Source organism: Neorhizobium sp. R1-B, from assembly GCF_004368875.1.
Taxonomy (GTDB): domain Bacteria; phylum Pseudomonadota; class Alphaproteobacteria; order Rhizobiales; family Rhizobiaceae; genus Neorhizobium; species Neorhizobium huautlense.
The window spans coordinates 92,397-115,246 of the sequence record NZ_SOEM01000015.1; the positions used below are offsets into that span (position 1 = coordinate 92,397).

The 22,850-nt window shown below is 59.9% G+C and carries 21 protein-coding genes; 10 read left to right on the plus strand and 11 right to left on the minus strand.

Annotation, left to right across the window (positions count from 1 at the left end; translation table 11 throughout):
- Window positions 1–18: 18 nt before the first annotated feature.
- The 5 genes from EDE05_RS19200 to EDE05_RS19220 form a co-directional block, all read right to left on the minus strand.
- Window positions 19–1,080, minus strand: a complete 1,062-nt coding sequence (locus tag EDE05_RS19200) for an ABC transporter ATP-binding protein (protein ID WP_105370103.1) — start codon at window positions 1,078–1,080, stop codon at window positions 19–21.
- Window positions 1,081–1,092: 12 nt separating this feature from the next.
- Window positions 1,093–1,881 carry an ABC transporter permease gene (locus EDE05_RS19205; protein ID WP_112798505.1) on the minus strand — a complete coding sequence of 263 codons (789 nt, stop codon included), beginning with the start codon at window positions 1,879–1,881 and terminating at the stop codon, window positions 1,093–1,095.
- Window positions 1,878–2,753, minus strand: coding sequence for an ABC transporter permease subunit (locus EDE05_RS19210; protein ID WP_105370101.1), 876 nt, complete (start codon window positions 2,751–2,753; stop codon window positions 1,878–1,880). Before EDE05_RS19210 ends, EDE05_RS19205 begins: the two co-directional genes overlap by 4 nt.
- Window positions 2,754–2,819: 66 nt before the next feature.
- Entirely contained in the window at window positions 2,820–3,923 is a 1,104-nt protein-coding gene (locus EDE05_RS19215) for an ABC transporter substrate-binding protein (protein ID WP_105370100.1), read from the minus strand.
- Between the two features lie 139 nt (window positions 3,924–4,062).
- Complete coding sequence (locus EDE05_RS19220; protein ID WP_105370099.1) at window positions 4,063–4,950, minus strand: MurR/RpiR family transcriptional regulator; 888 nt, start codon at window positions 4,948–4,950, stop codon at window positions 4,063–4,065.
- 172 nt (window positions 4,951–5,122) lie between these two features.
- Here EDE05_RS19220 and EDE05_RS19225 point away from each other — a divergent pair, with 172 nt between their 5' ends.
- The 6 genes from EDE05_RS19225 (at window position 5,123) to EDE05_RS19250 (ending at window position 12,479) form a co-directional block, all read left to right on the plus strand.
- Window positions 5,123–5,899: an N-formylglutamate amidohydrolase gene (locus EDE05_RS19225; protein ID WP_112798503.1), complete on the plus strand. Its 777-nt coding sequence runs from the start codon at window positions 5,123–5,125 to the stop codon at window positions 5,897–5,899.
- Between the two features lie 130 nt (window positions 5,900–6,029).
- The gene (locus EDE05_RS19230; protein ID WP_105370097.1) at window positions 6,030–7,529 is read left to right on the plus strand and encodes an amino acid permease; all 1,500 of its coding nucleotides are present in this window, start codon (window positions 6,030–6,032) and stop codon (window positions 7,527–7,529) included.
- 74 nt (window positions 7,530–7,603) lie between these two features.
- Window positions 7,604–8,974: a glutamine synthetase family protein gene (locus tag EDE05_RS19235; protein WP_105370348.1), complete on the plus strand. Its 1,371-nt coding sequence runs from the start codon at window positions 7,604–7,606 to the stop codon at window positions 8,972–8,974.
- 41 nt (window positions 8,975–9,015) lie between these two features.
- On the plus strand, window positions 9,016–10,401 hold the full coding sequence (locus tag EDE05_RS19240) for an aldehyde dehydrogenase family protein (RefSeq protein WP_105370096.1): 1,386 nt from the start codon (window positions 9,016–9,018) through the stop codon (window positions 10,399–10,401).
- Complete coding sequence (locus tag EDE05_RS19245) at window positions 10,398–11,543, plus strand: iron-containing alcohol dehydrogenase (protein ID WP_112798501.1); 1,146 nt, start codon at window positions 10,398–10,400, stop codon at window positions 11,541–11,543. The genes EDE05_RS19240 and EDE05_RS19245 overlap by 4 nt, the downstream gene beginning before the upstream one ends.
- 219 nt (window positions 11,544–11,762) lie before the next feature.
- Entirely contained in the window at window positions 11,763–12,479 is a 717-nt protein-coding gene (locus EDE05_RS19250) for a ParA family protein (RefSeq protein WP_112798498.1), read from the plus strand.
- A gap of 145 nt (window positions 12,480–12,624) precedes the next feature.
- Here EDE05_RS19250 and EDE05_RS19255 read toward each other — a convergent pair whose 3' ends face one another.
- Window positions 12,625–13,974: a L,D-transpeptidase gene (locus EDE05_RS19255; RefSeq protein WP_245505215.1), complete on the minus strand. Its 1,350-nt coding sequence runs from the start codon at window positions 13,972–13,974 to the stop codon at window positions 12,625–12,627.
- Between the two features lie 232 nt (window positions 13,975–14,206).
- Between EDE05_RS19255 and EDE05_RS19260 the strand changes: the two genes are divergently transcribed.
- The 3 genes from EDE05_RS19260 (at window position 14,207) to EDE05_RS19270 (ending at window position 15,870) form a co-directional block, all read left to right on the plus strand.
- Complete coding sequence (locus EDE05_RS19260; RefSeq protein WP_112798496.1) at window positions 14,207–15,046, plus strand: DUF4432 family protein; 840 nt, start codon at window positions 14,207–14,209, stop codon at window positions 15,044–15,046.
- Between the two features lie 78 nt (window positions 15,047–15,124).
- Window positions 15,125–15,463, plus strand: a complete 339-nt coding sequence (locus EDE05_RS19265; RefSeq protein WP_105370092.1) for a TIGR01244 family sulfur transferase — start codon at window positions 15,125–15,127, stop codon at window positions 15,461–15,463.
- Between the two features lie 65 nt (window positions 15,464–15,528).
- Window positions 15,529–15,870, plus strand: a complete 342-nt coding sequence (locus tag EDE05_RS19270) for a RidA family protein (protein WP_112798494.1) — start codon at window positions 15,529–15,531, stop codon at window positions 15,868–15,870.
- 49 nt (window positions 15,871–15,919) lie between these two features.
- Here the strand turns inward: EDE05_RS19270 and EDE05_RS27430 are convergent, their stop codons facing one another.
- The 5 genes from EDE05_RS27430 to EDE05_RS19290 are packed head-to-tail and all read right to left on the minus strand — an operon-like array spanning window position 15,920 to window position 20,911.
- Complete coding sequence (locus tag EDE05_RS27430; RefSeq protein WP_280952503.1) at window positions 15,920–16,042, minus strand: hypothetical protein; 123 nt, start codon at window positions 16,040–16,042, stop codon at window positions 15,920–15,922.
- A gap of 59 nt (window positions 16,043–16,101) precedes the next feature.
- Complete coding sequence (locus EDE05_RS19275; protein ID WP_112798492.1) at window positions 16,102–17,751, minus strand: thiamine pyrophosphate-binding protein; 1,650 nt, start codon at window positions 17,749–17,751, stop codon at window positions 16,102–16,104.
- Window positions 17,748–18,950 (minus strand): CaiB/BaiF CoA-transferase family protein, encoded by a 1,203-nt coding sequence (locus EDE05_RS19280; RefSeq protein WP_112798490.1) that lies wholly within the window; start codon window positions 18,948–18,950, stop codon window positions 17,748–17,750. Before EDE05_RS19280 ends, EDE05_RS19275 begins: the two co-directional genes overlap by 4 nt.
- Window positions 18,947–19,912, minus strand: coding sequence for a DMT family transporter (locus EDE05_RS19285; RefSeq protein ID WP_112798488.1), 966 nt, complete (start codon window positions 19,910–19,912; stop codon window positions 18,947–18,949). The genes EDE05_RS19280 and EDE05_RS19285 overlap by 4 nt, the downstream gene beginning before the upstream one ends.
- Before the next feature lie 54 nt (window positions 19,913–19,966).
- Window positions 19,967–20,911, minus strand: a complete 945-nt coding sequence (locus EDE05_RS19290; RefSeq protein ID WP_112798485.1) for an alpha/beta hydrolase — start codon at window positions 20,909–20,911, stop codon at window positions 19,967–19,969.
- 141 nt (window positions 20,912–21,052) lie between these two features.
- Between EDE05_RS19290 and ettA the strand changes: the two genes are divergently transcribed.
- On the plus strand, window positions 21,053–22,702 hold the full coding sequence (gene ettA / locus EDE05_RS19295; protein ID WP_112798483.1) for an energy-dependent translational throttle protein EttA: 1,650 nt from the start codon (window positions 21,053–21,055) through the stop codon (window positions 22,700–22,702).
- Window positions 22,703–22,850 lie beyond the last annotated feature (148 nt).

Here is a 22,850-nt window from a genome sequence, read left to right on the forward strand (position 1 = left end):
TTTCTCCAGGCGGCTGGATCAGTCCCTGACGATCAGGAAATCTCCTGACGAGAAGCGAAGGGTCAGTACTTCGCCCGGTTGCGGCAATACGGCGTCCGGGGCATTGAACATGTCGAAGGAAATCTGGTTGCCGCCAACATCCATTTTTGTGCGGATCACCGACCCCAGGAAATGCGAAGAGATGACTTTGCCGACGATCGCAGTGTCTCCCTTGGCGCTTTCCGAGAGAGAACCGGCTTCTGGACGAAGCGCGATCGAAATCTTGTCGTCTACGTTCAATGCGCCGATCGGTTCGCGCAGTCTCACCGTATTGTCGCCCACCTTGACGGTATTGGCGGACGGATCGGCGACGGTCGCCTCGATGATGTTAAGCGTACCCACGAAGGAGGCGACGAAACGGGTGTTCGGTCGGTTGTAGATTTCCGACGGCGTGCCGATCTGTTCGGCGCGGCCGGCGTTCATCACAACGATGCGGTCCGAGATCGACAGGGCTTCTTCCTGGTCGTGGGTGACGAATACCGTGGTGATGCCGAGCTGCCGCTGGATCTGGCGGATTTCCTCGCGCAGGGAAACGCGGATCTTTGCGTCGAGCGCGGACAGGGGTTCGTCGAGCAGGAGGACCTGTGGTTTGGGGGCAAGCGCGCGGGCGAGGGCAACACGCTGCTGCTGGCCGCCCGACATCTGATAGGGATACCGGTCCGCAAGATGGTCCAGCCGGATCAGGGCAAGCATCTCCTTCACGCGGGTTTCGATTTCCTCTTTCGGCTTGCCGGCGACCTTGAGGCCGAAGGCGACGTTGTCGAAGACGTTCATGTTGGGGAAAAGTGCATAGGCCTGGAAAACCATGCCGATGTTGCGCTGATTGGTCTTGAGGCGGTTCTGGTTCTTGCCGTTGATGGAAATCGTGCCGTCGCTCGGGTTTTCGAAACCCGCGATCATGCGCAGCACCGTCGTCTTTCCGCAGCCGGACGGTCCGAGAAAGGAAACGAATTCGCCTTTCTCGATGGACATGTTGAAGTCCTTGACGACCTGCGTCTGACCGAAACTCTTCTTGATGTTGTCAAGGACGAGGAAAGACATGCGAGGAATTCCTTATGGCCGGGAGGGTGCCATCTTGCTGAAACGGGAAACGAGCTGAAGGAGCCCCATCGATAGCCAGGTGATCGCAAATGCGATAACGGCGAGGGCCGCAGGCTCATAAGCCTTGTTGGCGCCGACGAGCTGCAGGTAAGGTCCAAAGGCCGGGCGATTGAGAAGGGCGGCCATCGTGAATTCGCCCATGACGATCGCAAAGGTGATGAAGGCCCCCGAGAGCACACCCGACATCACGTTGGGGAATATGCAGCGAAGCATGATGGTCGGCCACTTGGCCCCCAGAATTTCCGCTGCCTCGGTCAGCGTCCTCACATCGATGGCGCGCATGGCGGTATCCACCGCACGGTACATGTAGGGCAGGGAGAGCGTTATATAGGACAATACCAGCAGCGCATTGGTGCCGGACGTGGAGCCCGTGAAGGGTATCCAGGAGGATGAATTGTAGAGCCTCAGGTAACCGAAGACGATGACAATCGCAGGGATGACGAGCGGCAGCAGCGTAATGAATTCGATAACCGGGCGGATTTGCGGCAGACGTAGCCGCACCCAGTAGGCGGTCGGCACGACGAGCAACATTCCGAAGATGATGGTGAGCAGCGCCATCACCATCGAAAAGCCGAAGGTCTCCCGGAACTGCATGTCCGAAAAGACGGACTGGTAAGCGTCGGCGGAATATTCGCCGCGCCGCATGCGCAGCGAAAATTCGAAGGTGCCGATCAGCGGAACGAAGAAGTAGATGACGCCGATGGCGATGGCGATCCAGGCCAGTATCTTCTGCGTCTTCATTTCTGCCACCGTTCAGCGCGCATGCGCAGCAGGATGTAGAGGAGATTGGAGATGCCGGTGATGACGATCATGCCGAGCGCCAGCGCATAACCGAGATTGGCATTGTGCAAGACGTCGCCGCGGATCTGCGCGTAGAGCAGGATCGGCACGATATTGAGCGAGGAGCCGGTGAGGGCGTAGGCGGTCGCGATCGCTCCAAACGCGTTTGCAAAAAGAAGAAGCGTCGTACCCATCAGGCTCGGCCAGAGGATGGGCAGCGCCACCATGCGCCAATATTGCCATGTGGAAGCTCCGAGTATTTCCGAAGCCTCGCGCCATTCCTTTTTCATGCCATCGAGGGCCGGCGTCAGGATCAGCACCATCAACGGGATCTGGAAGAACATGTAGGTGATGGTCAGCCCGAAGAAGGACAGGATATTGAAGCCGGTGGAATAGAGATTGAAGCCCAGCCAGTCCCGCAACAGGACCGTGACAAGGCCGGTTCGCCCGAGGGTGGCGAGAAAGGCGAAGGCAAGGGGAACCCCCGCAAAATTGGACGCAACGCCGGAAAAGGTCAAAAGCCCGGAGCGCACCCAGGAGGGGACGCCGCCGAGCACGATTGCCCAGGCAAGAAAGAAGCCGATCAGCGCGCCTCCGAGCGAAGAGGCGACGGAGACCTTGATGCTGATCCAGTAGGCGCTGATGATGGACGGCGTGAAGAGGTCGGCGATGTTCCTGAAGGTGAACTGGCCGTCAGGGGTAAAGAATGCCCCCATCACCAGATAAAGCGTCGGAATGATCAGGAACATCAATGCGAAGATCATGAACGGAACGATGCCGAGCCAGTCGACGACAGTGCGGCGGTCGATGAAGGACGTCGTTGCGGCGCTCATGATGCGGAGGTCTTTCGCAGGAAGGGAGGTCTTCCCGCATAGGCGGGAAGACCGAGGATCGCAAGATTACTTGACGTTGGCGCCGACAACGCTGTCCCACTTGGTGGTGATGGCGGCCTTGCCTGCGGCCTGTTCATCGAGCGTCGGGAAAACAGCCTTTTCATAGGCTGCAGCCGGCGGCAGCGCGTCGAGAAGCGCCTTCGGGATCTTGTTGTTCTTGGCAAGATCGTTGAAGCGGATCGGGTGGCAGTAACCCTTCAGCCAGCCAAGCTGACCTTCGTCCGAATAAAGATGCTCCATCCAGAGCTTTGCCGCGTTTGGATGCGGAGCGAAAGCCGAAATCGCCTGCACGTAAACGCCGGCCACGACGCCCGAAGCCGGGACCACGACCTCGACCGGCGGGTTGCCCTTGAGGCTGTCGCGCCAGGAAAGACCGTTGTAATCCCAGGCAATCACGATCGGGGTCGATCCCTGGGCGAGCGAGGCGGACTTGCCGATAACGGGCACGAAGTTGCCGGCCTTGTTGACTTCCGCGAAGAAGGAGAGACCGGCTTCCCCAGCCTTGGCCGCGTCTTTTTCGCCTGCTGCCAATCCAGCCGCATAAACGGCCTGGACGGCCTGGTTGGAGGCGCGCGGGTCACCGGCAAGCGCTACGGAATTTGCCAGCTCCGACTTCTTCAGGTCGGCCCAGTCCTTGGGCACGTCCTTGACGATGTCCGTGTTCACGACGAAGGAGAGGACGCCGTAATAATCGCCGTACCAGTAGCCTTCGGCATCCTTGGCGCTATCGGGGATGCTGTCCCAGGTCGAGACCTTATAGGGCATGAGCAGGCCTTCAGCCTTTGCCGACGGTCCGAAGGAAAGGCCGACGTCGATCACGTCGGGAGCCTGCGGGCCTTTGTTGCCCTTGTTGGCCTTGATGGCTTCGATTTCGTCCCCGGAACCGGCGTCGGGGTTCAGTTCGTTGACCTCGATCCCGTATTTGGTCTTGAACGCGGCGATCACGTCGCCGTAACCGCACCAGCTGTGGGGCAGCGCGATCGTGGTGAGCGTTCCTTCCTTCTTTGCGGCAGCAATCAGTTCGGCGCTCGGCTCGGCGGCTGCAAGGCTGGCCGAAGCGACGACGATCGCGGTCGTCATCGAAAGAAGACGTTGGGTCTTGTTGAGCACGGTATCCTCCTAGGGTTCAGGTCGTGTCGGGCGCGACTCGTAGAGTCAGTTTATGTATCGTCTATGACAGCTCGGGCGCATCAGCATCCGCTTATGAAGCTCCTGATCTGCCTGCAGTTTTCAGCCTCATTGTCCTCGTTCAAGAAAAGCTCTGACGGCCCGGTCTGCGGAAGAGGCGGCTCCGTTCGAAAAGGCCCTCAAGAGAATTCATGCGTTCGCGGGTTTCCTCCCATGTGGCGTTTTGAACCGCCTCGATCAGAGCTTCGACAACAAAGAGCGTGACGACGGACGAATCCCACGCGGAAGGAGCCTCGGTACGCACCTTGAATATGTGCTGTGCCTGCTGGGCGACCGGCGAGGCCCAGACATCGGTAAACAAGATGATGACGACGCCATTGGCCCTGGCGGCCTCTGCCAGCGTCGCCATCTCCTGCTCGTAACGGCGGATATCGAAAATCACCAGGATGTCGCCCGCGTTCATGTTGAGCACGTGCTGCGGCCAGGAGCTGGAATTGTTGGTGATCAACGTCGTTTTCGGGCGGATGACCTGCATGTGGGTGAAGAAATATTCCGCCAGCGAACCGGTGATGCGGCCGCCGACGAAGTAGATGCTTCGCTCCCGATCTTTGAGCAGCGCGGCGGCCCCCTCAAACGTCCGGGTATCCAAATCCGAAAGGGTATCACGCAGGTTTGCGGTGATGGCCTCGGCAAAGCGGTTCAGGATATGGGTTCCGGGCACATTGGAGGCCCAGCGGTCGTGCTTGGCGATCGGATTGGAGATCGTCTCTTCCAGCTCCTGGTGAAGGTGGGATTGGAATTCCGGATAACCCTTGTAACCGAGTTTCTGCACCATGCGTGCAACAGTCGGCGTCGAGACGCCGGCGTTTTCCGCGATCGTCGTGATGCTGCCCAGCCCCGACACGGGATAATTCTCCAATAAGCTGTCCGCCAACTGTTTTTCCGCACGCGTCAGCCCGTCGTAACGACGACGAATGACATCCGATACGGTGCGTGCTGTTGGTGGCACGAAAGCTGTTCCCTCCGGTCTTCGCCGGTTTATGACAGGATTAACGATTGTTTCTGGAGAGAAGTCAACGGCTCGTTTGAAGAGAATTTTTCAGTTTCACGTTGACGATCATCAAAAAGTGAAGAATTCTCTTCTTGGGTCGATTTTACTCAAATTTCGCGGGAAGCCTTCCATGCTGGTCCAATCGGAATTTTTCACGGCGGCGGACGGTGAACCCGTTGCCGTGGAAAATGCCGGCGGCAAGGGTGAGGTCTTATTGATCTGCGAGCATGCCTCGCGGCGTTTGCCTGAAAGTTACGGCAATCTCGGTCTGCCGGAGGAGGCGCTCGCTTCCCACATCGCGTGGGATCCGGGCGCGCTTGCCGTTGCGCGATTGATGTCAAAGGGGCTTGATGCCACGCTCATCCACCAGCGCTTCTCCCGCCTCATTTATGACTGCAACCGTCCGCCGGACTCGCCTGCGGCGATGCGCGATGTTTCGGAAGTCTTTCGCATTCCGGGCAACGAAAACCTTTCCGATGCCGAAAAGTCCCGGCGCACCACGGCGCTCTACATGCCGTTCCACGGCCGCATTCGGGAAGAGATCGCCGCCAGGCGGGCAAGGGGTCAGGCGAGCGTGCTGGTCACGGTCCACAGTTTCACGCCCGTCTATTTCGGCAAGGCGCGTCCGGTCGAGATCGGCATTCTGCACGATGCGGACAGCCGTCTTGCGGATCGGATGCTCAAGGCAGCCTCCGATACTCATCTCTATCGGGTCGAGCGCAACGAGCCCTATGGACCAGCCGATGGCGTCACCCACACGCTTGAAGTTCACGCTTTGCCCGCGGGGCTGCTCAATGTGATGATCGAGGTGAGAAACGATTTGATTGCAGACGAAACCGGCCAGGGGGTCGCGGCCGATTTCTTGACAGGACTGCTGCGGGAAAGTCTCGCAGACATCCCAAGATAAGACCCGGGGGAGCAGTGAAAGCTGCAGGCGCCGACACCGGAAAAGAACGGGCGGCGTCAACATATGTCGACTGGGGTGGGGGTTGATCATGATGATCGGCCGCCCGATTCTTTGATCAGGAGAGAAGGGCATGGAAAATTCATCTGCGGGCGTCAGCTACAAGAAGGCAGACGCTTCCTATTTCGAAAAGCGCGGGCTCTCCCGCTATGCGGGCGTATGGTCGCTCTGGGCGCTCGGCGTCGGAGCGGTCATTTCCGGACACTTTTCCGGCTGGAACTTCGGTTTTGCGACCGGCGGTTGGGGTGGCATGCTGGTTGCGGGCATCATCATCGCGGTGATGTATCTCGGCCTCACGTTCTCGATTGCCGAGATGAGCCCGGCGCTGCCACACACGGGCGCGGCCTATTCCTTCGCCCGCACGGCCATGGGGCCCTGGGGGGGCTTCATCACCGGGCTCTGCGAAAATGTCGAATATGTGCTGACGCCAGCGGTTATCGTGACATTCATCACGGCCTATGTGAATTCGATCCTCGGACTTGATCCGGCCTATTCGCCGCTCGTGTGGATGATCTTCTACGCGATCTTTCTCGCTCTCAATGTCTTCGGGCTGGAACTGTCGTTCAAGGTGACATTGGTCATCACCGTTCTTTCGCTGGCGGTTCTGGTGTTCTTCTGGATCAGCGCAATTCCGAGCATGGATTTCTCGCGCTGGGCGCTGAATATCGGCGTGGGACCGGACGGGGCAGCCGTCGAACTGCCGGAAGGCAACGGCGAATGGTTCCCCTTCGGCTTTTCCGGCGTGCTTGCCACGCTTCCCTTCGCCGTCTGGCTCTTCCTCGCCATTGAGCAATTGCCGCTGGCGGCCGAAGAATCCGTCGATCCCAAGCGGGACATGCCGAAGGGTATTATCCTCGGCATGGTGACATTAATGGTCTCCGCCTTCATGATCGTCCTGCTCAATCCGTCCGTGCCGGGCGTCGGCTCGTTCCATCTCGGCTCGTCGCTGGAACCGCTGCTCGACGGGTTCAAGGCAGTATACGGCGATAGCGGCGTGGTGATCCTCGGCCTCGTGGCGCTGACCGGCCTCATCGCGAGCTTCCACACGATCCTTTACGCGCAGGGGCGGCAGGTTTATTCGCTGTCTCGCGCCGGCTATTTCCCGACGGTACTGTCCGTCACCCATTCGGTCTACAAGACACCGTATGTGGCGATGATCACCGGTTCCGTCGTCGGCCTTGCTGTGATGCTCGTGATCTGGTTCGCGCTCGGTGCGGAGCAGGGCGGCAGCATCATTGGCAGCGTGCTTCTCAACATGGCAGTGTTCGGGGCGATGTTCTCCTACATCATGCAGGCGATCTCGTTCATCATCCTGCGCAAGAAGCTCCCGAATATCGAACGGCCTTTCCGCTCGCCGCTGGGTATCCCGGGGGCGGTGTTGACGATCATCATTGCCATCGTCACGCTGCTCTACCAGATCCAGGATCCGAACTTCACCAAGGGCGTGCTCTGGGTCGTCATCTGGTTTGCGATCGCGATTGCCTATTTCGCATTCGTCGGCCGCCACCGCCTGATCCTCTCCCCGGAAGAGGAGTTTGCGATGGAACACAAGCAAGCGGCTTCGCTCGCCTGATTAATCCACTTATCGGCGTGGCCCGCACTCCGCTGGCCACGCCTCCCAGTTTTTAATAGGAACGGATGCAGGGCATGACCGCCAACTATTCTTTCGACGATTTGAAGCGCGATGTAGCCGAAGGCCGTATCGACACCGTTATCGCTGCTTTGGTCGACATGCAGGGCCGCCTGATGGGCAAGCGGTTCCAGGCAGAATATTTCGTCGCGAGCGCTTACGAAGAGACCCACAGCTGCAATTATCTGCTCGCCACTGACATCGAGATGGAGACTGTCCCAGGCTACAAGGCGTCCAGCTGGGAAAAGGGGTACGGCGACTACACCATGAAGCCGGATCTTTCGACGCTGAGGAAACTGCCCTGGCTGGAAGGCACCGCGCTGGTCCTCTGCGACGTGCTTGATCATCATACCCATGAGGAGGTGCCGCATTCGCCGCGCGCCATCCTGAAGAAGCAGGTAAAGCGCCTGGAAGCCATGGGCATGAAGGCCTTCATGGCAACCGAATTGGAGTTCTTCCTGTTCGACCAGACCTATGACAGCGCACGCGAGAGCGGCTACCGCAATCTCAAGCTGGCAAGCGCCTATAACGAGGATTATCACATCTTCCAGACGACCAAGGAGGAGGAGGTGATGCGGGCGATCCGCACCGGCCTGCAAGGGGCCGGCATTCCCGTCGAAAATTCCAAAGGCGAAGCGTCTCCCGGCCAGGAAGAAATCAACGTGCGTTACGCCGATGCTCTGACCATGGCCGACCGGCACGTGATCATCAAGAATGCGGCCAAGGAGATCGCCTGGGCGAAGGGCAAAGCCATTACCTTTCTCGCAAAATGGAATTACAGCGCAGCCGGCAGTTCCTCCCATATTCACCAATCCCTGTGGAGCGCCGACGGCAAGACATCGCTGTTCCACGACAAGGACGGTGAATACGGCATGTCTTCGGTCATGAAGCATTACGTGGCCGGTCTGCTGAACCATGCAAGCGAGATCACCTATTTCCTGGCGCCCTATATCAATTCCTACAAGCGTTTCATGGCGGGAACCTTCGCGCCGACCAAGGCCGTCTGGTCGAAAGACAATCGCACCGCTGGCTACCGGCTCTGCGGCGAGGCTACCCGCGGGATCCGGGTCGAATGCCGCGTCGGCGGCTCCGACCTCAATCCCTATCTCGCCATGGCGGCGCTGCTTGCGGCCGGCATCGACGGAATAGAGAAGAAGATGGAGCTCGAGCCGGCCTTTGTCGGGGATGCCTATGCCGGCAAGGACATCAGGGAAATCCCGAAAACCCTGCGCGACGCGACCCATCTGCTGCACGGTTCCGAGTTGCTTCGCACCGCCTTCGGCGACGAAGTGATCGACCACTATGTGCGGGCGGCTCACTGGGAGCAGGAGGAATATGACCGCCGTGTGACAGATTGGGAAGTGGCGCGCGGATTCGAGAGGGTGTAGACCTCTCCGCACAAATCAAAAACGTAATGGGAAGTGAGATCATGACGATGATCCAATGTATCTCGCCGGTGGATGGCTCGGTTTATGCCGAGCGCGAGGCCATGTCGCTGCAGGCGGCGGCGGAAGCGATCGGCCGGGCTCGGCATGCACAGAAGGCCTGGGCGAAACGGCCGCTCGAAGAGCGCGTGCAATTGGTGCTGAAAGGCGTCGCGCGGCTGAACGAGATGGCCGACGAGGTGGTTCCGGAGCTTGCCTGGATGATGGGTCGGCCGGTCCGTTATGGCGGCGAATTCAAGGGCTTCAACGAACGCTCGAACTATGTCGCGTCGATCGCCGCCGATGCGCTAAAGCCGATGGTGATCGAAGATAGCGCGACATTCGAACGGCGCATCGAGCGCGAGCCCCATGGCGTCGTCTTCGTCATCGCGCCGTGGAACTATCCCTATATGACGGCGATCAACACTGTCGCGCCGGCGTTGATGGCCGGCAATACCGTCGTCATCAAACATGCCTCCCAAACGCTGCTGGTCGGTGAACGCCTGGTGCGCGCTTTCATCGAAGCGGGTGTGCCGGAAGACGTCTTCCAGAACCTCTTCCTGGATCACGATACGACGGCGAAACTGATTTCGCAGGGACTCTTCAACTTCATCAACTTCACCGGCTCCGTCGAAGGCGGTCGATCGATCGAGCGCGCCGCCGCCGGCACGTTCACCGGCCTCGGCCTCGAACTTGGTGGCAAGGATCCCGGTTACGTCATGGAGGATGCCGATCTCGATGCGGCCGTCGACGTGTTGATGGATGGCGCCACCTACAATTCCGGCCAGTGCTGCTGCGGCATCGAGCGTATCTATGTGCACGAATCGCTTTACGACCGGTTCGTCGAGAAGTCGGTCGCCTGGGTTTCCAACTACAAGCTCGGCAATCCTCTGGACACGGAAACGACGTTGGGTCCGATGGCGAACAAACGTTTCGCCAAGGTGGTGCGCGAACAGATCGCCGACGCCGTCTCCAAGGGGGCCAAGGCACTGATCGATCCGAAACTCTTTCCGGCCGATGATGGCGGCGCCTATCTCGCTCCACAGATCCTCGTCGATGTCGATCATTCCATGCCGTTCATGCGGGAGGAAACCTTTGGTCCGGCAGTCGGCATCATGAAGGTCAAGAGCGACGAAGAGGCGCTCGGCCTGATGAACGACAGCCAGTATGGTTTGACCGCGTCGCTCTGGACAAAGGATGCCGAACGCGCCGGCCGGCTCGGGCAGGAGCTTGAAACCGGCACTGTGTTCATGAACCGCGCCGACTATCTCGATCCGGCGCTCGTCTGGACAGGCGTCAAGGAAACCGGCCGGGGTGGCTCGCTTTCCGTCCTCGGTTTCCACAACCTGACCCGTCCCAAATCCTATCACCTGAAAAAGGTCACGAAATGAATATCGTCGCGAACTGGAGTTATCCGACCGCCATCAAGCTCGGCCGCGGCCGCATCAAGGAACTGGCGGACGCCTGCAAGACGCTGGGTCTGAGGAAGCCGCTGCTCGTCACCGACCGCGGACTCGCTCCGATGGCGATCACCGGCCATGCCCTCGACGTTCTCGAAGAGGCAGGTCTTAGCCGGGCGATCTTTGCCGATGTCGATCCGAACCCGAACGAGAAAAACCTCGAAGCCGGTATCAAGGCATACAAGGATGGCGGCCATGATGGCGTGGTGGCATTCGGCGGCGGCTCGGGCCTCGATCTCGGCAAGCTGATTGCCTTCATGGCCGGCCAGACCCGGCCCGTCTGGGATTTTGAGGATATCGGCGACTGGTGGACGCGCGCCGATGCCTCGAAGATCGCGCCGATCGTTGCCGTGCCGACCACGGCAGGGACCGGTTCCGAAGTCGGGCGGGCAGGGGTTCTCACCAACTCGGTCACCCATGTGAAGAAGATCATTTTCCACCCGAAACTGCTGCCGGGCGTCGTCATCTGCGATCCGGAATTGACGATGGGAATGCCGAAGGCGATCACGGCCGGCACCGGAATGGACGCCTTTGCCCATTGCCTGGAAGCCTATTCGTCGCCTTTCTACCATCCGATGTCCGGGGGCATAGCACTCGAAGGGATGCGGCTCGTCAAGGAATTCCTGCCGCGCGCCTACAAGGATGGCACTGATATCGAGGCGCGCACCAATATGATGTCGGCCGCCGCGATGGGCGCCGTTGCCTTCCAGAAGGGGCTCGGCGCGATCCACTCGCTCTCCCACCCGATCGGCGCCGTCTACAATACCCATCACGGCATGACGAATGCTGTCGTCATGCCGCCGGTGCTGCGTTTCAACCGGCCGGCGATCGAGGAAAAGATCGCCCGCGCTGCCGCCTATCTGGGGATTGCCGGCGGGTTCGACGGTTTTTACGACTATGTGCTTTCACTGCGCTCCGAGCTCGGCGTGCCGGAAAATCTTACGGCCATGGGAATCAAGTCCGACCGAATCGATGAACTGACAGCCATGGCGATGGAGGACCCGAGTTGCGGCGGCAATCCCGTCACGATGACGATGGAGAACACCAGGGCGCTTTTCCTCGACTGCTTTTAATACTTTTTCGCCTTGGCAGGATCGGCTTAAACAAAGCCCGGAGGGCAAAATCTCCGGGCTTTTCTGCGTTTTAGCAAGTCGAGCTAAATCTTTCGGTTTATTTTCATGAGGTCTAATTTTACAATTCGTTAACCATGTTTGGAAAGGATGGCTTCATGACACCATGCTTCCCGGTGTCCTCGTGAGCGATGCGGCTCAGGACTTCTTCGAGGACCGAAAATGCCTGTAATATCATTTGCAAATGCCAAGGGTGGCGCCGGAAAAACGACTGCCGCGCTGCTGCTCGCTACCGAACTCGCCCACCAGGGCTTTCGCGTCACAGTCATCGATGCCGATCCGCAGCGCTGGATAAGCCAATGGGCCGAGACGTCCGGGAAAGTCCGCAATATCGAGGTCATCTCGGAAGTGACTATCGCCTCGTTGCAGTGTCATCTTCGGGAGATGGGACCGCAGACCGACTATTTCATCATCGACCTCGCCGGCGCCCGCGATGCGCTGGTCACCACCGCGATCGGCCTTTCCGATCACGTGATGATCCCGGTCCAAGGATCGGCCATGGACGCCAAGGGTGCTGCGCAGATCCTTGATCTTCTCTCCTTCCTCAAGGAAAAGGCAAACCTCGACATCGCGCATTCGGTCGTGCTGACCCGCGTCACCTCGATGGTCACCACCAAGGCGCTATTGACCATCAAGGGTCTGCTCGCTGCACGCGGCGTGCATGTGCTGGATACGCCGATCGGCGAGCGCATCGCCTTCAAGGAACTGTTCGAGATCGGTGGTACGCTCCACACGCTGGATCCGGCGAAGGTCAGCAATGTCGACAAGGCGAAGGAAAACGCGCGGTCTTTTGCGCAAGAAGTGATGCGTCTGATGCCCGTCAAGGTTACCCGGTCCGTCGCGTCGCGCCTCTTCGGATTGAACCGCTACGCCGCCTGATCGGAATCCGGGCGCGTCCAGCTCACGACTTGTTGTGAAAAAGGGCCGGTTCCAACGAACCGGCCTTCTTTCTGAGCGATCTTGGCACTGAAGTGTCGGTAGAAGCTCCGACAATTCAGAAACACAGCTCAGCTATCGGTGCGGGCTATTCGACGAATTCCACCGTCGTTCCGGGCTTCACCATCTTGGCAAGTTCGGTCGCATCCCAATTGGTCAGGCGGACGCAACCGTGGCTGTTGGTCTTGCCGATCTTGGAGGGATCCGGTGTGCCGTGTATGCCGTAGGTGGGCTTTGACAATGCGATCCAGACTGTCCCGACCGGTCCATTGGGGCCTGGTGGAATCTGCAGGATCTGATCGTTCTTGCCCTGCTGGAAGTTAATTTTCGGATTGTAAGTATAACCCGGATCCAGGGCTATGCGCTGGACCGTGTGGGTACCGGTTGGGGACGGCGTGTCGGTGGAGCCGATGGTTGCCGGATAAGCCGAAACCAGTCGTCCGTCTTCGCCGTAGGCGAAGACTTGCTTTCTGCCCTTGTCGGCGACGATCCGCGTCACCTGGCCGACCTTTGGCTGACCGGGGTTGATGACCTTTATGGTGGAGCCGGGGATCGTGAAATCGACTCCGGGATTGAGCGCCTTCAGGTAGTTCTCGTCCATATGGAACTGCTCGGCGAGCTTTTCCGTCACCGACATATAAGACATGGCGGGGAGCTGCGCCTTGTGCGCGTAGTCGTCCGGGATCGACGCAACATAGGGGCCGGCGGCGTCCGCCGGCGTGATCGTGTAATCGATGATCGGCAGGCCGCCTGAATAGGTCAGGCGCTGCATGATATCTTCGGAATTGTTCGGATCGAGCGTTTCGCCCGTCATTTCCTGCCAGGCGGCTATGGCCTTGTTGACGTTGTCGCCGAGATGCCCGTCGATCACGCCCGGAGAGATGCCCTCGCGATCAAGAAAGACCTGAAGGGCGGCGATTTCCGCCTGCGGCTTCTTGGTCACGGTAATGATCGGTTTCTGCGGATGCAGGGCCTCGATGGCTTGCTGGTCCGGCTCGATGGAGGCTTCTTGCGGGTAGTCGCTGTCGGCACCCGGCAACGGCTGGTCCTCCAGTGGCAGCCGGGTGATCGTGCCGCGATCGGGAACGGTGCCGGTCACGTCTCCCGGCTCGCCCGGCCGGTATTCGCGGAAATCGCGATAGCCGTAACCGTCCTGATAGCCCCCGGAATTGCGGGAGTTGCGATACCCGCCGGGTGCCGGCGGATAGTCGTCGGCGCGGGCGGGGCGGTAGGTCTCCTGGCGTATTTCGGTGGCGAGGACATTACCGTAGCGGTCGATAAATACGCGCCGCCCCATGCCGTCACGGCTGATGACGACATCCCCGCGATCTGGGACATAGTCCAGGATCGCACCATCGGGGGAAACGAGGATCGTTTCCGCCGGGTAACGATACCGGCTCTGCGCCTCTGCAAATGGAATGCCTTGGGCAGCTGTCAAAACGACGAGGCTGATGCCTGCAAAAAATAGCCGCTTCACTGTGTCACCGACTTCCTGGTTTCCTAATATATGTAAAATCGGGAACTCGCGTGTTCGTTCCCAGCCCGCACCCGTCGCCACAGACAAGGTAAATTTGACCGTAGTGTGGAAAAAGTGAATTCGTCATGAATGTCCCGTTAAAATCGTATCACGATCGGGTAGAACTTTTGACAAAACCGTGAAGGGAATGATTATGAAGGCGTTTTCCACTGCCAGAGGTCCGACGCTTTTCCTCGACGAGACATCCATGCTCGACATCGGGGGGTGCGTGATCGGCGATATCGATCTGTCTCCCGGCCGCGCCATTCCCGATGACGGCGATCCGCGAATCGACCATTCGCTGGAGGGTTTCCTCTTTACATGTGGACCCGACCATATTCGCCACCCCGAACCGATCGAAGGTGCGGCCGACGGACGGAAATATCCGCTCCACGGTTCCTTCTCTTCCCACCCTGCGGAGATAGTCTTCTGGGATAACCAGGGTGGCGATGCCGAATGCCGAGGCCGGGTGCGAGTCACCATGGCGACCGGCGAGCCCGCGTTGCTCGAACGCCACTGGAGGATCGACGGCGCCACGGGCGAAGTGACGCTTTCGGACAAGATCACAAATAGCGGCACGAAGGCTTTTGCCCCTGTGCACATGTATCACATGAATATTGGAGCATGGCTGCTCGACGATCATGTCCGCCTTAAAGGGAAAATGCTGGAGGGGGGAGGGTTTCCCTGGAGGTTCGGTGCAGACCCCGGAGGTGTCTTCTGCGTGCCTGCGAAAGACGGTGGCGAACAATGGGCAGAGATTGCCCTTGGACCCATAGCCGCAATCGGCGGCCTCACTCTCAAGGTCAAGTTCAAGACGGAGACGCTGCCGCACCTGCAGATCTGGCGGAACCAGAAGGCGCCGGCGCATGTCCTTGGCATAGAACCGGTTTCGCATCGCTGGGTAAGCCGATACGAGCTGGCGGAAAAGGGGGAGCTGGGGTTGCTGAAGCCGGGGGAAAGCATCGAGTATGGATTGCGCCTCAGCTTCGGCTGAGGCGCAGCCGTTCCGTGATTGACGCCTCCGCGGCACCGTCGTAATGCTTGCGCCTCATTGAAAACGGAGGGCTCAGCCTTGGATATCCGCCAGATCAACGACGAATATTCCGTCACCGGTCAGATCACCGTCGAAGAGCTCGATCAGATCAAGGCGATGGGCTTCAAATCCCTCGTTTGCCACCGTCCCGATGACGAAGAGCCTGGTCAACCGCGTTTTGCGGATATCGCGGCACGCGCCAAGGAGCTTGGTCTCGATATCCGCCACATTCCGGTCGGTCGTATGGGCGTCGATGCGGAGGGCGTCCGCGCCATGGTCGACGCGCTCGACGAATTCCCGCGCCCGATGCTCGGCTTCTGCCGGTCCGGCGCCCGTTCGACGGCAATCTACGAAAAGAGCCAGCATATCCGCGGCTGAGATTTCATCGTGTCTCGTGCCTGGAGCGCGAGACCTTCCCCAGCTCAAATTTCAGGAGTAGTTCCATGAGCATCAAGCGCATCGAGCCGGGCGCCCGCATGAGCGGCGCCGTGACCCACGGCAATACGGTCTATCTCGCCGGTCAGGTGGGAGAAGGCGAAAGCGTCACCGACCAGTGCAAATCGGCACTCGCAGAAGTCGATCGCCTGCTCGCTGCCGCCGGTAGCGACAAGTCCAAGATCCTGCAGACGATTATCTACCTGTCGGATATGGCTACCTTCGGCGAGATGAATGCCGTCTGGGAGGCCTGGATCGATCCGGCCAATCCGCCGGCCCGCGCCACTAGCGAAGCCAAGCTTGCCGCTCCGAAGTATAAAGTTGAATTCATCGTCACGGCCGCGATTTAATCGAGGAATCGGGATCGGCATAAGCCGGTCCCGATTCTTCTTCAGTGATTCAGGCTTCACCCGGGGTGAGGCCGAAGAAATAAAAGGCGGCCAGCGCAATCGCGATCAGGAAGATGACGACGACGAAGGTCGTCATTCCGCCGAGTGCCTTGCGTTTCGTATCCTTTGCCATAGCCCATCAACGACGGATCAAATGATCGGTTCCGGCAAGCCGCTATTGTAGCATTCGGACTAGGAGCCCTGGCGGATCTGGGTGAGCGTTCTGCTCGGTGTAATTGCTTCCGGATCGAGTTTCACTTCAATAATCGCCGGCTTGCCGCTGGCGCGGGCCCGCAAATAGGCGGGGCCGAACTCTTCGGTCTTCTCCACCAGTTCACCGTGACCGCCGAAGGCTTCGGCGTAAGCGACGAAGTCCGGATTGACGAGGTCGGTGGCGCTGACGCGGCCGGGATATTCGCGCTCCTGATGCATACGGATCGTGCCGTAGATGCCGTTGTTGACCAGCACCGTGATGATCGGCAGCCCATAACGGACGGCGGTGATGAACTCCTGTCCATGCATCATGAAGCAGCCGTCTCCCGCAAAGCAAACCACCTCACGCTCCGGAAAGAGCTGTTTTGCCGCGACCGCCGCCGGCAGGCCATAACCCATGGAGCCTGAGGTCGGGGCGGACTGGGTGTTGTATTTCCGGAAGCGGTGGAAGCGGTGCAGCCAGGTGGCGTAGTTGCCCGCGCCATTGGTAAAGATCGCGTCGTCCGGTACGTTCTTTTCGATCCACTGCATGATCGGACCCATCTTGACGGCACCCGGGCCGGCTTCCGGCGGCGTCGACCACTTGAGATAGGCGTCGTGCATCGCCGATTTCCGTTCGGCCCAGAGGGGCAAGGCCGGCGGTTCGAGGTCGTTGAGCGCCGCGACAAATTCCGTGGGAGCGGCACAGATCGCCAGGTCGGGGCGGTACATGCGGCCGAGTTCCTCCGGATCGGGGAAGATATGGACGAGCTTCTGCTTGGGATAGGGAATGTCGATCAGCGTGTAGCTGGAGGAGGGCATTTCCGACATGCGGCTGCCGAGCAGCACCAGCAGGTCCGATTCCCGGATTTCCTTGGCCAGTGCTGGATTGATGCCGATGCCGACATCGCCTGCATAAGAGGGGTGCAGGTGATCGAAGAGCATCTGGCGGCGGAAGGAGCAGCCGACCGGGATTTTGAAACGGCTGGCGAAAGCCTGGAAATCGGCCACCGCCTGTTCGCTCCAGCGGGTGCCGCCAAGGATGAACATCGGACGCTGAGCACTCTTCAGCATGGTTTCGAAGGCGGCGATCTGGCTTTTGCCCGGATGACTCTCGACCGGCATGTAAGCGCGGGCTTTCGGCGCCTCGACTTCCTCGACCAGCATGTCTTCCGGCAGCGTCAGCACCACCGGGCCGGGGCGGCCGGAGGTGGCGACGGCAAAAGCACGGGTGACGAATTCGGGAATGCGTCGGGCATCATCGATTTCGCCGACCCATTTGGCGAATTCGGTGAAGGCGCGGCGGTACTCGACCTCCTGGAAAGCCTCGCGCTCGCGCGCTTCGCGCTGAACCTGGCCGATGAACAGGATCATCGGGACTGAATCCTGCCTTGCGATGTGCAGGCCGGCGGAGGCATTGGTGGCGCCAGGGCCGCGGGTCACCATGCAGATGCCGGGCTCTCCCGTCAGCCGGCCCCAACTGTCGGCCATCATCGCCGCGCCGCCTTCCTGGCGGCATACGAGCACGTCGATGCCGCTGTCATAGAGCGCGTCGAGGACGGCGAGATAGCTTTCGCCCGGCACGCAGGAGACGCGTTTGACGCCGTTCGCCTTGAGCGCCTCGACGATAAGCTGGCCGCCGGTCTTCATTTCTGTTTCCCCCTTTTTTGCATTTCTTCCAGTTCGCCGAGGATCTCGGCTGTATGCTCCCCAAGTGCCGGGCTTGGACGGTGATAGGCGAGCGGCGTCTCGGACAATACAATCGGGCTGCGGACACCCGGGATGACCGTGCCGTCGGCTGCTTCGAGATCGATCCGAAGCCCGCGCGCCTTGATCTGTGGGTCGTCGAACATTTCCTGGATAGAATTGATCGGACCTGCCGGCACGGCATTCTCGCCGCAAGCGGCCAACAGATCCGCCTTTTTCCATTTACCCGTCTGCGCCAAAACCAGGCGCCGGACCTCGTCGCGGTTGGCGACGCGCGCCTTGTTGGTGGAGAAACGCTCGTCGTCGGCGACGGCTTCGATGGCGAGGATGCGGCAGAGGCGACGGAACTGGCCGTCGTTTCCAATGGCAAGGATGAGATGGCCATCCTCGGTCGGCACGACCTCGTAAGGAGAAATGTTGGGATGGGCGTTGCCCAACCGCTTCGGCGCCTTGCCCGAAACCAGGTAATTCATATTCTGGTTGGCGAGTACGCCGGCCTGCACGTCGAGCAGGGCCATGTCGATGAGCTGGCCTTCGCCGCTCCTCATGGCGTGGATCAGTGCTGCCTGGATTGCCGTCACGGCGTAGACGCCGGTAAAGATGTCGGCGATCGCGACACCTGCCTTCATCGGTTCGCCGTCCGGTGCGCCGGTGATCGACATGAAGCCCGACATGCCCTGGACGATGTAGTCGTAGCCCGCCAGGTTTGCATAAGGCCCATTCTGGCCGAACCCGGTAATCGAGCAATAGACCAGTTTCGGATTGATTTTCCGCAGGCTCTCGTAGTCGAGGCCATATTTCGCCAAGCCACCGAGCTTGAAGTTTTCGATCAGCACGTCCGCCGTCGCCGCGAGACGGCGGACGATGTCCTGGCCCTCCTCGCTCTTCAGGTCGACGGCAATCGAGCGCTTGCCGCGGTTTGTCGAATGATAATAGGCGGCGGAAAGGTTCTCGCCGTTCGTGCCTTCGACGAAGGGCGGTCCCCAGGCACGCGTATCGTCGCCGCCGTCGGGATTTTCGACCTTGATGACATCGGCGCCCATATCGGCCAGCATCTGGCCCGCCCAGGGGCCGGCGAGCACGCGGGCCAGTTCGATGACGCGTATACCGTCCAGCGGCGGCTTCTTTTTCGTCTCGGTCATGGGGTCACGGATGTCTTTGCTGTGCGGGTCACGGGTTTCGTGGAGGCGACCCGCCGTTCGCGCCAGATGATGTAGAGGCCGGAGCCGATGATGATGGAAATGCCGAGCCATTTCATAGGATCAGGAAAATCGCCGAAGACCAGCCAGCCGAACAGGGTGGCGGAGACGATCTCGAAATATTGCAGCGGCGCGATGACGGAGGCGGGCGCCGCCCGGTAGGCATAAACGGCCAGGATGCCGGAAAGTGCCGCGAAGGCGCCGACCCCGATCAGCCATGTGAGGGTTAGCCAATCCGGTATCGATGGCGCGAGGAAGGTGATGTCTGTCTGGGCGCCGACAAGCAGCAGGACGGCGGAGATTGGGATTCCCCAAAGCGCCATCTGGAACTGCATCGACCAGGGGTCCTCGCGATGCGAAAGAGCGCGGGTCATCAGGGCGAAGATCGCTATGCAGAAAGCGGTGACGATCGGCAGCATGGCAACGAAGCCGATTTCCTCGAAGCTCGGGCGAATGACGATCATTGCGCCGAGAAAGCCGATGGTGCAGGCAGTATAACGGCGCCAGCCGATAATCTCCTTGAGGAAGATACTGGACAGCACCGTCAGGATGATCGGCTCAACGAAGAAGATGGCGACCGCATCGGCCACCTCCATGACGGCGAGGGTTGCGACGAAGCAGATCATGGCTAGGGTGATCAGGCCGGCGCGGATGGCGTGGTAGCCACTGAGCCGCCAGGAGAATGTGCGCCAGGACCCATTCCAGAGGACGATCGGCAGCATAAAGAGTGCCTGGAAAACGAACCGGGCTGCGGTGATGAAGGTTGGCGAGGCGGCCTCGGTCGCGAGCTTGGAGAAGATGTCGATGAGCGGCGCGAGCAGCATTGCAAGGATCATCAGACCGAGGCCGTGAACGGTGCGGCTCTCGGGTATCGATCCGGCGAGGCTTCTGGGCTGCGAACTCATGTTCTTCCTATAGCGGGGGGAGGCATCGGAAGCACTTGATGAAATGTCATGAACTCATTCCAATTTCGCCATCGTCGGGAGGGGAAGCACGGCTTTTGCCCAGGCGGCGAATTCGGCGGCAGCGCGAACGCGGACCGTATCGTTCAGCGTCTCGTGGCGGGTCGCCGGCCAGATTTTCGTCGTGACGTTGGAAAGCCCGTTCTTCTTCAAATGCCCAGAGAGCCAGAGGACCTCGCGTCCCCTGTTGGTGGCCGGGTCCTCGGCTCCGCCGATCAGGTGAATCGGCAGATCCTTCCGCAGCCTGCCGATGAGCTTCGGAGCCCGAAAAGTCATTTCGAAGAGGTCGAGCCAGAGCGAGACGCTGGCATCGAAACCGCAAAGAGGATCGGCGATATAGGCATCGACGATCTCCCGATCGTGGCTCAGCCAGTCGAAGGCGGTTCGATGGCCGGGAATTGAACGGCCCCAGGCCTCGAAGGTCAGTTTGGGCAAGAGGCCGCTCGGCACGTCGGAGCCCTTGAGCGCTTTTTCCGTAAGAAGGATTGCCTGCGCCGCACGCCCGGCTATGCCGGGATTAAAATTCGAATTCCAGACAGCGACGGCATCATAACTATCGGGACGATCGACCGCTGCGTTGAGCGCGATCAGACCTCCCATGGAATGGCCGAAGAGCAGGACGGGCAAACCGGGATGATTTTGAGCCGCCATGTCGCGCATGGCTTTAACATCCTCCGAAACGAGCCGAACGCCGTCTCGTCTGCCGAAACGTCCGAGTGGCGCATCCGGTGCCGTCGTTTCTCCGTGGCCGCGATGATCGAACGCGTAGACATGAAAGCCGTGGCCGGCCATGGCTTCGGCAAATGGTCCGTAGCGCTTCGAGTGCTCGGCAAGGCCATGACAGATGAGGAGGATTGCCGTCACCGGCTCGGCGCCCGGCTGATGGTGATAGGCAAGGCTCGCTCCCGTGGCGCTTGCGAGCTGTCTGGTTTCGTCGAACATGCGGATCCTCCCGTCTGCCTCACCGTTTATGCGCGATTTTCCAGCTTGTGCATCGGTTTTTTCCGAAAAGTGCTTCACACTCTTCGGTTGGATGCACTACATAGCGGCAAAACAGATCCCCCTCCCGGAGCAGTTCATCCTATGGCACGTCAGTTCATTTATCACATGGCCGGCCTCAACAAGGCCTACGGCAACAAGAAGGTATTGGAAAACATCCATCTTTCTTTCTATCCGGATGCGAAGATCGGCATCCTCGGCCCGAACGGCGCTGGTAAATCCACTGTGCTGAAGATCATGGCCGGGCTCGACAAGGAATATACCGGCGAGGCTTGGCTCGCAGAGGGCGCGACGCTCGGTTATCTGCCGCAGGAGCCGCAACTCGATCCCTCCAAGGATGTCATGGGCAATGTGATGGAGGGCGTCGCCGACAAGAAGGCGATCCTCGACCGCTACAACGAGCTGATGATGAACTATTCCGACGAGACGGCGGAAGAGGGCGCCAAGCTGCAGGATATCATCGACAGCCAGAATCTGTGGGATCTCGAAAGTCAGGTCGAGATGGCCATGGATGCACTGCGCTGCCCGCCGGGCGATTCCCCCGTTGACAATCTGTCCGGCGGTGAAAAGCGCCGCGTGGCGCTCTGCAAGCTGCTGTTGTCCCAGCCGGACCTGCTGCTGCTCGACGAGCCGACCAACCACCTCGATGCCGAGACGATCGCCTGGCTGGAAAAACACCTGCGAGAATATCCGGGCTCGGTGCTGATGATCACCCACGACCGCTATTTCCTCGACAACGTCACGGGCTGGATTCTCGAACTCGATCGCGGCCGCGGCATTCCCTATGAGGGTAACTATACGGCCTATCTGCAGGCCAAGGCCAAGCGCATGGCGCAGGAAGGCCGCGAAGAGGCCTCCCGTCAGAAGGCGATCTCCCGCGAGCAGGAATGGATTTCCGCCAGCCCCAAGGCGCGCCAGGCGAAGTCGAAGGCGCGTATCCGCGCCTATGACGAACTGGTCGCAGCCGCCGAGGACCGCCGTCCCGGCGACGCGCAGATCATCATCCCGATCGGCGAGCGCCTCGGGCAGGTCGTGATCGAGGCCGAGAACATCTCGAAGAGCTATGGCGATCGCGTTCTCTTCGAAGGCCTGACCTTCAAGCTGCCGCCTGGCGGTATCGTCGGCGTCATCGGTCCGAACGGTGCGGGTAAAACGACACTCTTTCGCCTGATCACCGGCCAGGAAAAGCCGGATGAGGGCACCGTCCGCATCGGCGACACCGTACATCTCGGGTACGTTGACCAGAGCCGCGATTCGCTCGACGGCAACAAGACCGTCTGGGAGGAGATCTCAGGCGGCAACGACATTATCAAGCTCGGCAAGTACGACATGAACTCGCGGGCTTATTGCGGCGCGTTCAATTTCAAGGGTGGCGACCAGCAGCAGAAGGTCGGCAATCTCTCGGGCGGCCAGCGCAACCGCGTGCATCTCGCCAAGATGTTGAAGGCAGGTGGCAACGTGCTGCTACTCGACGAACCGACCAACGACCTCGACACGGAAACGCTGGCGGCCCTCGAAGACGCGCTCGAAAACTTTGCCGGATGCGCGGTTATCATCAGCCACGACCGCATGTTCCTCGACCGTCTGGCCACCCATATCCTGGCTTTCGAAGGGGACAGCCATGTCGAGTGGTTCGAAGGCAATTTCGAGGATTACGAGCAGGATAAGATTCGCCGGCTCGGAGCAGATTCGGTCAACCCTCGGCGCGTGACCTACAAGCGTCTGACGCGCTAATATTTTTTAGCGATTCCTAAGGAGAAGCTCCGGCGATCCCGGAGCTTTTTGCTGTTGTGCGCCCAGCATGGGCGCATTCTTGTGGGTGGAAGTCCCACCGTAAGCTGGTCATGGCGAGCGAAGTGAAGCGCAACTGCGGAAGGGCGAC